Origin of the sequence: Yokenella regensburgei (genome assembly GCF_003634235.1) — a bacterium.
Taxonomy (GTDB): Bacteria; Pseudomonadota; Gammaproteobacteria; order Enterobacterales; family Enterobacteriaceae; genus Yokenella; species Yokenella regensburgei.
In genome coordinates, this window is sequence record NZ_RBIZ01000004.1 from 138441 (window position 1) to 150787 (window position 12347).

Annotated in this window: 13 protein-coding genes; 11 read left to right on the plus strand and 2 right to left on the minus strand. The window is 55.6% G+C overall.

Annotated features, from left to right (window positions below; translation table 11 throughout):
* Positions 1 to 18: 18 nt before the first annotated feature.
* On the minus strand, positions 19 to 366 hold the full coding sequence (locus tag C7387_RS12040) for a DUF2002 family protein (RefSeq protein WP_006817317.1): 348 nt from the start codon (positions 364 to 366) through the stop codon (positions 19 to 21).
* Positions 367 to 525: 159 nt separating this feature from the next.
* Between C7387_RS12040 and C7387_RS12045 the strand changes: the two genes are divergently transcribed.
* The gene (locus tag C7387_RS12045) at positions 526 to 852 is read left to right on the plus strand and encodes a DUF883 family protein (RefSeq protein ID WP_006817315.1); all 327 of its coding nucleotides are present in this window, start codon (positions 526 to 528) and stop codon (positions 850 to 852) included.
* A 65-nt stretch (positions 853 to 917) separates the two neighbouring features.
* On the opposite strand, the gene pdxR is transcribed toward C7387_RS12045, so the two are convergent.
* Positions 918 to 2267: a MocR-like pyridoxine biosynthesis transcription factor PdxR gene (gene pdxR / locus C7387_RS12050; RefSeq protein WP_120816977.1), complete on the minus strand. Its 1350-nt coding sequence runs from the start codon at positions 2265 to 2267 to the stop codon at positions 918 to 920.
* A gap of 88 nt (positions 2268 to 2355) precedes the next feature.
* On the opposite strand from pdxR, the gene C7387_RS12055 reads away from it, so the two are divergent.
* The 10 genes from C7387_RS12055 (at position 2356) to mprA (ending at position 12332) form a co-directional block, all read left to right on the plus strand.
* Positions 2356 to 2787, plus strand: coding sequence for a carboxymuconolactone decarboxylase family protein (locus C7387_RS12055; RefSeq protein WP_006817313.1), 432 nt, complete (start codon positions 2356 to 2358; stop codon positions 2785 to 2787).
* 168 nt (positions 2788 to 2955) lie between these two features.
* Positions 2956 to 3216, plus strand: coding sequence for a glutaredoxin-like protein NrdH (gene nrdH, locus C7387_RS12060; protein ID WP_006817312.1), 261 nt, complete (start codon positions 2956 to 2958; stop codon positions 3214 to 3216).
* Positions 3213 to 3623: a class Ib ribonucleoside-diphosphate reductase assembly flavoprotein NrdI gene (gene nrdI, locus C7387_RS12065; protein ID WP_006817311.1), complete on the plus strand. Its 411-nt coding sequence runs from the start codon at positions 3213 to 3215 to the stop codon at positions 3621 to 3623. Before nrdH ends, nrdI begins: the two co-directional genes overlap by 4 nt.
* Positions 3596 to 5740, plus strand: a complete 2145-nt coding sequence (nrdE, locus tag C7387_RS12070; RefSeq protein ID WP_120816782.1) for a class 1b ribonucleoside-diphosphate reductase subunit alpha — start codon at positions 3596 to 3598, stop codon at positions 5738 to 5740. Before nrdI ends, nrdE begins: the two co-directional genes overlap by 28 nt.
* Positions 5741 to 5750: 10 nt before the next feature.
* Positions 5751 to 6713 (plus strand): class 1b ribonucleoside-diphosphate reductase subunit beta, encoded by a 963-nt coding sequence (nrdF, locus tag C7387_RS12075; protein WP_120816783.1) that lies wholly within the window; start codon positions 5751 to 5753, stop codon positions 6711 to 6713.
* A gap of 353 nt (positions 6714 to 7066) precedes the next feature.
* Positions 7067 to 8269 carry a glycine betaine/L-proline ABC transporter ATP-binding protein ProV gene (gene proV, locus C7387_RS12080; protein ID WP_006817308.1) on the plus strand — a complete coding sequence of 401 codons (1203 nt, stop codon included), beginning with the start codon at positions 7067 to 7069 and terminating at the stop codon, positions 8267 to 8269.
* Positions 8262 to 9326, plus strand: a complete 1065-nt coding sequence (gene proW / locus C7387_RS12085; protein ID WP_006817307.1) for a glycine betaine/L-proline ABC transporter permease ProW — start codon at positions 8262 to 8264, stop codon at positions 9324 to 9326. Before proV ends, proW begins: the two co-directional genes overlap by 8 nt.
* 16 nt (positions 9327 to 9342) lie before the next feature.
* The gene (gene proX, locus C7387_RS12090) at positions 9343 to 10338 is read left to right on the plus strand and encodes a glycine betaine/L-proline ABC transporter substrate-binding protein ProX (RefSeq protein ID WP_006817306.1); all 996 of its coding nucleotides are present in this window, start codon (positions 9343 to 9345) and stop codon (positions 10336 to 10338) included.
* Positions 10339 to 10491: 153 nt separating this feature from the next.
* Positions 10492 to 11676: an MFS transporter gene (locus tag C7387_RS12095; RefSeq protein ID WP_038255189.1), complete on the plus strand. Its 1185-nt coding sequence runs from the start codon at positions 10492 to 10494 to the stop codon at positions 11674 to 11676.
* Positions 11677 to 11801: 125 nt separating this feature from the next.
* Complete coding sequence (gene mprA / locus C7387_RS12100; protein WP_006817304.1) at positions 11802 to 12332, plus strand: transcriptional repressor MprA; 531 nt, start codon at positions 11802 to 11804, stop codon at positions 12330 to 12332.
* Positions 12333 to 12347 lie beyond the last annotated feature (15 nt).

Genomic DNA, 12347 nt, shown 5'->3' on the forward strand with positions numbered 1-12347 from the left:
TTCACGCCAGTCGCTTCATTAATTCACAGCCTCACCAAAAAGCCCGTGCAGAAAGCGCTCCAGGGCAATACGTGAACTGAATCCATGCGCAATACCGTAATGCTGTTCAACATTTCCGGCTAAATAGAGTGGAAACTGCTGATAGTGATCGCAGGTTTTGATATCGGTAGCGGGTTCCGCCAGCGAAAAACTACGCTCTTTTAATGCCGGATGAATAATTAACGCGGTGCGCCCCATGCGCGCTTCACGGTTAACATAAACATAATTTTCACCCCGGCGATATCCGTAGGCTTTTTGGGTCACGACATCCATGGTAAATCCCACTTTTTCAAGAACGCGCGCCACCTCATCGGGTCGTAAATACATCGTCTTTCCTCATTATTTCACTACCCCGCCACCTTACCGTATTCCCCGTTCACCTCGCTTTCAGATAATTCCATAAACGCACTAATTAACCCGGATTTCCGTCCTGGCATAAAAATCTGTTCTACACTTTCTCTCACCACATAAACGACGGAGGTTTTCATGTTTAACCGGATAAACAGAAATGATGTTGATGATGGTGTACAGGATATTCAGAATGACGTCAGCCAGTTAGCTGACTCGCTGGAAGAAGTACTGAAATCCTGGGGAAGTGACGCCAAAGAAGAGGCTGATGCCGCACGACGTAAGGCGCAGTCCCTGCTGCGGGATACCCGGGCGAGAATGAACGGTCACAGCCGCGTTCAGCAAACCGCTCGTGATGTGGCAGACTCGGCGGACACCTGGGTACGCGATCGTCCGTGGCAGAGCGTGGGCGCGGCGGCCGCTGTCGGGATCTTTATTGGCGCTTTACTCAGTTTGCGTCGATAATTATCAACGTAGTGATGAAAATAAATACGCGTCTCACCCCTGCCTGCTTCGGCCCGCAGGGGTTTTTACGTTATGGCTTCCCGCAGCCGCCTGGCAAGCGCCGTGGCCTGCTCCATGGATGAAATGTTAGTGAAGCTCATGAGTAACCCTCCTTCTCCCTGACCGCCCAGCCGCCAGTCGCCCAAAGCCTGTACCGCAAGACCCAACTCTCTGGCGCGGAAGGCGAGGCGCCTGTCGTCTTCTGCAACCGACATCACCAGCTGAATACCGCCGAGTTGTGGTACCACGTGGAACCCCTCCCCGGCTAAAGCTGCCTCCAGCCACTGACGACGCTCGGCATAGCTGTGACGCATTTTTTTCAGGTGCCGCCAGAAGTGGCCATCGCGGATGAAATCAGCGAGCGTTTGCTGCCAGAGCACCGGCACCGTACAGGGCATCATTCGTGCCTGCTGACGAAACGTCTCCACCAGCGGCGGTGGCACCACCAGCCAGGCCGTGCGCAATGCCGGGAATAACGATTTGCTGAACGTCCCGGCATAAATCACCCGCTGCGGGGCATCCAGGCTTTTCAGCGGCGGCAGCGGTTTACCCTGATAACGAAACTCGCTGTCGTAGTCATCTTCAATAATCCAGCCATCATGCTGTGTCGCCCACTCCAGCAGCTGTCGTCGGCGCGGTAATGACAGTGCACAGCCTAGCGGACTCTGGTGCGCCGGAGTTAACAGCGCAAAGCGGGCCGTCGGGTACTGCTGGATGCCTGCGCCGACGTTCATGCCATCTTCATCCACCGGTACCGGATGCAGTATCACCTGATGCTGAGTCACCACCGGGCGGATCAGCGGGAAACCGGGGTCCTCAACCCACATTCCGTCGCCGGGACGGGAAAGCGCACGCAGCAGCGTCGCCATCGATGCCGCAAATCCGGAGGTGATAAAAACCTGTTCCGGCTGACAATCAATGCTGCGCGAGTAACGCAGGTAGTCGACAATCGCCTGACGCAAAACCTGCTCGCCGCAAACATCGCCCAGCGCGAGGTCAAACCGGGTCTGGGTGCGCAGCCTTCGGCCCATTACCCTTGCCCACAGCGCCCGGGGGAAAAGATCCAGCGCCGGAAGCCCCATCTGAAACGGCTGCGGCTGCGGCTGCTCGTCGGCAAACCACAGCGCCTCCTCTTCAGGCTGCTGCGTACTGAGCGCAACGCTTACGAAAGTACCGGACTGGCCGTGCCGTTCAAGCCAGCCTTGCGCCACCAGCTCGGCATACGCGCTCTCGACGGTAGCTCTGGATACGCCAAGCTCCTCTGCATACACCCGACTGGAAGGCAGGCGTTTTCCCGGCACGAGCTCGCCCTGCTCTATTGCTGATTTAATTTGTCGGGCAATTTGCTGGTAGCGGGGGCTGCTTTTCACATCCATCATGGTCTGGTTTTTACTTAAAAATATGGTCATGTTGTACAGACCATTATAGTGCTACTTTGGCGGCAACTACACGAGGAGAACGACCATGACCACACTTCGCCAGCCTTACTATGAACTGAGCCCAGAGGTTTACAATGCTTTTGTCCACGCGAGCAAAGCCCTCGAAAAGTGCTCGCTGGAGTCGACGCTGATTGAGCTAGTGTATTTGCGCATTTCGCAGATCAACGGCTGCGCGTTTTGCCTGGAGATGCACAGCAAAGCGCTGCGTAAAAGCGGCGTTGAGCAGACCAAACTTGACGCGCTGGCCGGCTGGCGTGTCAGCCATCACTTCAGTGAGCGCGAATGCGCTGCGCTGGCATGGGCGGAGGACGTCACGCTGATTGCCGACACCCGTGCCGAAGATGCCGTTTATGAGCCGTTACTGGCGCATTTTAGCGCCGTTGAGATAAGCGACCTGACCTTTGCTGTCGCGCTGATGAACGCCTTTAACCGCCTCGCGGTCAGCATGCGCATGTAATTTTGGCTGTCAAAAGCCCGTCCCCCGTCGTGCTCATCGATGGGGGCAAACCAACCCAAAAGATCTATATATTGTATGGTTGAACTTTAATTCAACTACATCTAGTATTCCATTTGAAATCACCACACGATAACCGACGCTCATCATGGCGCCGTCCCGTTATTTTAAATGGAAATACGAATCATGCGCATTACTATTTACACTCGAAATGACTGTGTTCAGTGCCACGCCACGAAACGGGCGATGGAAACTCGCGGGTTTACGTTTGAAATGGTTAACGTCGACCAGGTTCCAGAGGCCGCCGATACCCTGCGTGCGCAGGGCTTCCGCCAGCTTCCGGTCGTGGTGGCGGGCGAAACCAGCTGGTCGGGTTTTCGTCCGGACATGATTAATCGTCTGCGCCCTGATGCAATGACGGCAAGCCTATGAGTCATCTTGTCTATTTCTCCAGCAGTTCCGAAAACACGCTCCGCTTTATCGAGCGTCTGGGGCTGCCTGCGGTACGCATTCCCCTTAACGAGCGGGAGCGCATTCAGGTGGATGAGCCGTACATACTGGTGGTGCCAAGCTACGGCGGCGGTGGGCTGGCCGGTGCCGTTCCCCGCCAGGTGATCCGCTTTTTAAACGATCCCCACAACCGGGCGCTTATCCGCGGCGTCATCGCCTCGGGGAACCGCAATTTTGGCGAAGCCTATGCCCTCGCCGGGGATGTGATTGCGAAAAAGTGCCAGGTGCCATTTCTGTGGCGCTTTGAACTGATGGGTACCCAACACGATATCGACAGCGTTCGAAAAGGAGTGAGCGAATTTTGGCAACGACAACCGCAGAGCGCGTGATGCAAAGCACGCCGGACTACCATGCCCTCAACGCCATGCTGAATCTGTATGACGCCAACGGGCGGATACAGTTCGACAAAGACAGGGAGGCGGTGGCGGCATTCATGAGCAGCCACGTCCAGCCCAATAGCGTGGCGTTCGACTCGCAGGAGGCTCGTCTGGCGTGGCTCACGGCTGAAGGCTACTACGATGACAGCGTGCTGAGCCGCTACTCCCGCGCTTTTGTGATTGAGCTGTTTGCCCACGCTCACAGCAGCGGGTTCCAGTTCCAGACGTTTCTCGGCGCATGGAAGTACTACACCAGCTACACGCTGAAAACCTTCGACGGCAAACGCTATCTGGAGCACTTCCCGGATCGCGTCGTGATGGTGGCGCTGGCGCTGGCGCAGGGCAGTGAAACCCTCGCCCGTCAGTTGACCGACGAGATCCTCTCCGGGCGCTTTCAGCCCGCGACGCCGACCTTCCTCAACGGCGGCAAGCAGCAGCGCGGCGAGCTGGTCTCCTGCTTCCTGCTGCGTATTGAAGATAATATGGAGTCGATTGGTCGGGCGGTAAACTCGGCGCTGCAGTTGTCAAAACGCGGCGGTGGTGTGGCGTTCCTGCTCTCTAACCTGCGTGAAGCCGGGGCGCCGATTAAGCGTATTGAAAACCAGTCCTCCGGCGTCATTCCGGTGATGAAAATGCTGGAAGACGCGTTCTCTTATGCCAATCAGCTGGGCGCGCGTCAGGGGGCCGGGGCAGTATACCTGCACGCGCATCATCCTGACATTTTGCGTTTTCTTGATACCAAGCGCGAAAACGCTGACGAGAAAATCCGCATCAAAACGCTCTCCCTCGGCGTGGTTATCCCGGACATCACCTTCCAGCTTGCGAAGGAGAACGCGCAGATGGCGCTGTTCTCACCCTACGACGTTGAGCGCCTGTACGGCAAAGCCTTCGGGGATATCGCCATAAGCGAGATGTACCCGACGCTGGTCGCCGACGAGCGAGTGCGTAAAAGCTGGATCTCCGCTCGCGACCTGTTCCAGACCCTGGCGGAAATTCAGTTTGAATCCGGCTATCCGTACATCATGTATGAGGATACGGTAAACCGCGCCAATCCGATTGCCGGACGCATCAACATGAGTAACCTGTGCTCAGAGATCCTGCAGGTCAACAGCGCGTCGACCTTCGATGAAAATCTCGACTACGGCCATGTCGGTAAAGATATTTCCTGCAATCTGGGCTCGCTGAATATCGCCCACACCATGGATTCACCCGATTTTGCGCTCACGGTGGAAACCGCGGTTCGTGGTCTTTCTGCCGTTTCAGACATGAGCCACATTCGCTCGGTGCCATCGGTTGAAGCCGGTAACGCCGCCTCTCACGCCATTGGTCTTGGCCAGATGAACCTGCACGGTTATCTCGCCCGCGAAGGTATTGCCTATGGCAGCGAGGAGGGACTGGATTTCACCAACCTCTATTTTTACACCGTCACCTGGCATGCGCTGCATACCTCGATGAAGCTCGCACGCGAGCGTGGTCAACGTTTTGCCGGGTTTGCTGAATCGCGCTACGCCAGCGGGGAATACTTCAGCCAATATCTGGACGGTGACTGGCAGCCAAAAACCGAAAAAGTGCGAACGCTGTTCAGCCGCGCAGGCATCACCCTGCCAACGCGGGAGATGTGGCAACAGCTTTGCGACGATGTGATGCAGTACGGCATTTACAACCAGAACCTGCAGGCGGTACCGCCGACCGGTTCTATCTCGTACATCAATCACGCCACCTCCAGCATCCACCCTATCGTCTCGAAGGTGGAAATTCGTAAGGAAGGGAAAACCGGCCGCGTGTACTACCCCGCGCCGTTTATGACCAACGACAATCTGGCGCTGTACCAGGATGCTTACGAAATTGGTCCGGAGAAAATCATCGATACCTACGCCGAAGCCACTCGCCATGTCGATCAGGGCCTGTCGCTGACGCTGTTTTTCCCCGATACCGCCACCACCCGCGATATTAATCGGGCGCAGATTTACGCCTGGAAGAAAGGGATCAAAACCCTGTACTACATTCGCCTGCGCCAGCTAGCGCTGGAAGGCACAGAAATTGAAGGCTGCGTATCCTGCGCCCTGTAAGGAGATAAGGATGAACCGTTTATCACGCGTCAGCGCCGTTAACTGGAACAAGATTCAGGATGATAAAGACCTGGAGGTCTGGAACCGTCTGACAAGTAACTTCTGGCTGCCGGAAAAGGTGCCGCTGTCGAACGATATTCCGGCCTGGCAGGCCCTGACACCGGAGGAGCAACAGCTCACTATCCGCGTATTTACCGGGCTAACGCTGCTAGACACGATTCAGAACACCGTTGGCGCACCATCGCTGATGGTGGACTCGCTAACGCCGCATGAGGAGGCGGTGCTGTCGAACATCTGCTTTATGGAAGCGGTTCATGCCCGCTCGTACAGCTCGATTTTCTCGACCCTGTGTCAGACCAAAGATGTGGATGCGGCCTATCAATGGAGCGAGGACAACGCGCCGCTGCAGAGTAAAGCGCATCTGATGCTGGCCCACTACGCCGCAGACGATCCGCTGAAGAAAAAAATCGCCAGCGTGTTTCTGGAGTCTTTCCTCTTTTATTCCGGCTTCTGGCTACCGATGTATTTCTCGAGCCGCGGTAAGCTCACCAACACCGCCGACCTTATCCGCCTCATTATTCGTGACGAAGCGGTTCACGGTTATTACATCGGCTATAAGTACCAGAAAGGGCTGGAGAAAGTCAGCACGGAAGAGCGAGAGATGCTGAAGGATTTCGCCCTGGAACTGTTGATGGCGCTGTACGATAACGAACTCGCCTACACCGATGAACTTTATGCCGGAACCGGCTGGGAAGAAGATGTTAAAGCTTTCCTCTGTTACAACGCCAACAAGGCGCTGATGAACCTCGGCTACGAGGCGCTGTTCCCGGCAGAAATGGCGGCGGTAAACCCGGCGATCCTGGCTGCCCTGTCGCCAAACGCCGATGAGAACCACGATTTCTTCTCGGGTTCGGGTTCGTCATATGTGATGGGTAAAGCAATAGAAACTGAAGACGAAGACTGGGATTTCTGAGGCTTATTTTCGGGTAAGTCATTTACGCCGCTTTACGGAAAATATTCCCTTATCATTCAATTTTTATCCGCAAATATCCCACACCAACTACACTGTCATCATAATGCCATATTCGCCTGAATCATCACGATTCAGGCGGAATTATACTGCGCGTTGACAAAAAATCTCACAAAAACTTCACCTGTGCTCAGCCCTTATCTCATGGGAAATCACACCGATTCGCGCCTGGCAATTTCCGTGCCATGTCAGCCGCAAGGGTTGTCTCAGATTCTGAGTATGTTAGGGTATAGCCAGACAATTATTTCCATTAGGTAATACATAGCGCAAATAAATAAAAGGAAATCTTCTATTGCATGGCAATTAAATTAGAAATCAAGAATCTCTATAAAATATTTGGCGAGCACCCACAGCGGGCTTTCAAATATATTGAAAAAGGATATTCAAAAGAGCAAATTCTGGAAAAAACGGGATTATCGCTTGGCGTTAAAGACGCCAGTCTGGCCATTGAAGAAGGCGAGATCTTTGTCATCATGGGGTTATCCGGCTCCGGTAAATCCACCATGGTACGCCTTCTCAATCGCCTGATTGAACCTACCCGCGGACAAGTCCTGATAGACGGCGTCGACATCGCCAGAATATCAGACAGTGAACTCCGTGAGGTCCGCAGAAAGAAAATTGCGATGGTCTTCCAGTCATTTGCCCTGATGCCACACATGACCGTAGTGGATAATACCGCCTTCGGTATGGAACTTGCTGGAATATCTCCACAGGAGCGTCAGGAAAAAGCACTTGATGCATTACGACAGGTCGGGCTCGAAAATTATGCCCATGCCTATCCTGATGAATTATCCGGCGGGATGCGCCAGCGCGTCGGCCTGGCCCGTGCATTAGCCATTAACCCTGACATATTATTAATGGATGAGGCCTTCTCGGCGCTCGATCCCTTAATTCGTACCGAAATGCAGGATGAACTGGTGAAATTGCAGGGCAAACATCAGCGTACCGTGGTATTTATTTCCCACGATCTTGATGAGGCTATGCGAATTGGCGACCGAATTGCCATTATGCAAAATGGTGAGGTAGTGCAGGTGGGTACACCGGATGAAATTCTCAATAATCCGGCCAACGACTATGTACGCACCTTCTTCCGCGGCGTGGATATCAGCCAGGTGTTTAGCGCCAAAGATATCGCCCGCCGCTCCCCGGTGGGTCTTATTCGCCGCACGCCAGGCTTTGGCCCGCGCTCGGCGCTGAAGCTGCTGCAGGATGATGACCGCGAGTTTGGCTACGTCATTGAACGTGGCAATAAATTTGTCGGGATTGTCTCTATCGACTCTCTGAAAGCCGCCCTCAGTGAAGGTCTGGGGATTGACGCTGCGCTGCTCGAATCACCGCAGGCCGTTGATGCCAGCACCTCACTCAGTGATTTGCTCTCCCACGTTGGGCAGGCGCGCTGCGCCGTGCCGGTGGTGGACGAGGAACAACAATACGTCGGCATTATTTCCAAAGGCGTACTGCTGCAGGCTTTAGATCGCGAGGGGGCAAACAATGGCTGATCAATCTAACCCGTGGGAAACCGCACCGGCAGCCGACAGCGCTGCCTCATCCGCTGATGCCTGGGGTAACCCGGCTCCGGCACCGACCGATGGCGCTGGCGCCGACTGGCTGCACAGCGCCCCGGCGCCGCAGGCGGAACACTTCAACATCCTGGATCCGTTTCATAAAACGCTGATCCCACTCGACAGCTGGGTCACCCACGGCATTGACTGGGTGGTCATGCACTTCCGCCCGCTGTTCCAGGGCATTCGCGTGCCGGTGGACTACATCCTGAGCGCCTTCCAGCAGCTGTTGCTGGGAATGCCGGCACCGGTCGCCATCATTCTGTTTGCGCTGATCGCCTGGCAGATTTCGAGCTTCGGCATGGGGGTTGCTACCCTGATCTCGCTGGTCGCCATTGGCGCGATTGGCGCCTGGTCCCAGGCGATGATTACGCTGGCGCTGGTACTGACCGCTCTGCTGTTCTGTATGATTTTAGGGTTGCCGTTAGGTATCTGGCTGGCTCGCAGCCCGCGGGCAGCAAAAATTATTCGCCCACTGCTCGATGCGATGCAGACGACGCCAGCGTTCGTTTATCTGGTGCCTATCGTCATGCTGTTTGGTATCGGCAACGTGCCGGGCGTGGTGGTGACGATTATCTTTGCCCTGCCGCCTATCGTGCGTCTGACCATCCTCGGTATCAACCAGGTGCCGGCAGATCTGATTGAGGCGTCACGTTCGTTCGGTGCCAGCCCGCGTCAGATGCTGTTTAAAGTTCAGCTCCCGCTGGCGATGCCTACCATCATGGCAGGTGTTAACCAGACCCTGATGCTGGCGCTGTCGATGGTGGTCATTGCCTCAATGATTGCCGTAGGCGGTCTTGGCCAGATGGTACTGCGTGGTATTGGCCGTCTCGATATGGGGCTTGCCACCGTCGGCGGCGTGGGGATTGTTATCCTCGCCATCATTCTTGACCGTCTGACCCAGGCCGTCGGCCGCGACTCACGCAGCCGGGGTAACCGTCGCTGGTACACCAGTGGCCCACTTGGTCTGATTACTCGTCCCTTCACCAAATAACAATTAAGGAAGAACGATGCGACATAAGATACTTATAGCCACCGCGTTCGCCACGCTTGTCTCTACGAGCGCCTGGGCCGCTGAACTGCCCGGCAAAGGCATTACCGTGCAGCCAATCCAGAGCACCATCACGGAAGAAACCTTCCAGACCCTGCTGGTTAGCCGTGCGCTGGAAAAACTGGGCTACACCGTGAATAAACCAAGCGAAGTCGACTACAACGTCGCCTACACCTCGCTTGCCGCGGGTGATGCCACCTTCACCGCCGTCAACTGGCAGCCGCTGCACGATGACATGTATGCCGCCGCGGGTGGCGACAAAAAATTCTACCGCGAGGGCGTGCTGGTTAACGGTGCCGCCCAGGGTTATCTGATTGACCGCAAAACGGCGGAGCAGTATCAGATTAAGAACATCGAACAGCTGAAGGATCCGAAGATCGCCAAACTGTTTGATACGAACGGCGACGGTAAAGCCGACATGACCGGCTGTAACCCGGGCTGGGGCTGCGAGGCGGTCATTAACCACCAGATTGCGGCTTACGGACTTAGCAAGACCGTAGAGCACAATCAGGGGAATTACGCCGCAATGATGGCCGATACCATCACCCGCTTTAAAGAAGGGAAACCGATTCTTTACTACACCTGGACACCGTACTGGGTGAGCGACGTGCTGAAGCCGGGTAAAGACGTGGTCTGGCTGCAGGTGCCGTTCACCGCAATGCCCGGCGAGCAAAAGAATGTCGATACCAAACTTGCCAACGGCGCCAACTACGGCTTCCCGGTGAGCACCATGCACATTGTCGCCAACAAAGTCTGGGCTGAGAAAAACCCGGCGGCGGCGAAGCTGTTCTCCCTGATGAAACTGCCTCTGGCGGATATCAACGCCCAGAACGCCATGATGCATGAAGGCAAAGCGTCAGAAGCGGATATTCAGGGCCACGTAGACGGCTGGATCAAAGCCCATCAGCAGCTGTTCGACGGCTGGATCAAAGAAGCGCTGGCCGCGCAGAAGTAATCTTTACCACGCCCCTGCCTGCAGGGGCTTTTTTTTGCCCAACCCCGCATTCCCCCTGCAATGGCACTATCCGACACCTGACTTCCCGGCAAAATTTTTATCGTTCTATATTATCAAAGCATCCAAACGCTTATTCACAGATGACTGTTATTCATGACTAAAACCTCCCATGTGCTTAGTCCGGCGCTGATTGCGCTGATGTCGGTGGCGACCGGTCTGGCCGTTGCCAGCAACTACTACGCACAGCCCCTGCTCGACACCATCGCGCACGCATTTTCGCTCACCGCCGGACAGGCCGGGTTTATTGTTACGGCCGCTCAGTTGGGTTATGCCGCCGGGCTGCTTTTCCTGGTGCCGCTTGGCGACATGTTCGAACGGCGTGGGCTGATTGTCGTCATGACGCTACTGGCAGCCGGGGGCATGCTCATCACCGCCAGCAGTACCTCGCTGGGGTTGATGATCCTTGGCACTGCGCTTACCGGGCTGTTCTCCGTTGTCGCCCAGATCCTGGTCCCGCTGGCAGCCACGCTTGCGGAGCCGAGCAAACGCGGAAAAGTGGTTGGTACTATCATGAGCGGGCTGCTGCTCGGCATTCTGCTGGCGCGGACCGTAGCGGGCCTGCTGGCAAGCCTGGGCGGCTGGCGCACGGTCTATTGGGTCGCTAGCGTGCTGATGGCGCTCATGGCGCTGGCGCTGTGGCGTGGGCTGCCGAAAGTGAAGCACGAGAACCATCTCAACTATCCGCAGCTGCTGGGTTCCATCTTCCGGCTGTTCAGCGGGAATAAGCTGCTGCGCACGCGCGCCCTGCTGGGCTGTCTGACCTTCGCCAACTTCAGCATCCTGTGGACGTCGATGGCCTTCCTGCTGGCAAGCCCACCGTTTAACTACTCTGAAGGTATGATTGGCCTGTTCGGCCTTGCCGGAGCGGCAGGCGCACTGGGTGCACGCCCGGTGGGAGGACTTGCGGACAAAGGCAAATCGCACCTGACCACCAGTGCCAGCCTCGTGCTGCTATTGCTTTCCTGGGCTGCCATCTGGGCCGGGCACGGCTCGGTACTGGCCCTTATCGTTGGCATCCTGGTGCTTGATCTCACCGTTCAGGGCGTTCACATCACCAACCAGACCGTGATTTATCGTGTGCAACCCGACGCCCGTAACCGTCTGACCGCAGGCTACATGACCTGCTATTTTGTCGGTGGTGCAGCAGGATCGTTAATATCAGCTTCAGCATGGCAGCACTTCGGATGGGCGGGCGTGTGCCTCGCCGGAGCGGGTATCGCGGCCCTGAATTTACTGGTCTGGTGGCGTGGTTATCATCGCCAGGCGGCGGAAGTGTGATCGGTATGGCGTGAATGATTTTCCTCATTTCATAAATAATTAGAATGAATTAAGGTCAATAATTCATTTACTTTATTTGTCACCATCGTTACTATATCGGCTGCAATTAATGAGGTCATGCCCAAATGGATAGTTCGTTCACGCCCATTGAACAAATGCTCAAATTTCGTGCCAGCCGTCACGAAGATTTCCCGTATCAAGAGATCCTTCTGACCCGTCTGTGCATGCACATGCAGGGTAAACTGCTGGAAAACCGTAATAAGATGCTGAAGGCTCAGGGGATTAACGAGACGCTGTTTATGGCGTTAATCACCCTTGAATCTCAGGAAAATCATAGTATTCAGCCTTCAGAGCTGAGCTGTGCGCTGGGGTCTTCCCGGACCAACGCGACCCGTATCGCCGATGAACTGGAAAAGCGTGGCTGGATAGAACGCCGCGAAAGCGATAACGACAGACGTTGCTTGCACCTGCAGCTGACGGATAAAGGTCACCAGTTCCTGCGTGAGGTACTGCCTCCGCAGCATCATTGTCTACATCAACTTTGGTCCTCACTGAACGCAACAGAACGCGATCAGCTTGAGAACATCACCCGAAAACTTCTCACCCGTCTTGACCAGATGGATGAGGATGGCGCTGTTCTTGAGGCTCTTCGGTAAGCCCAGGCTCGCGCT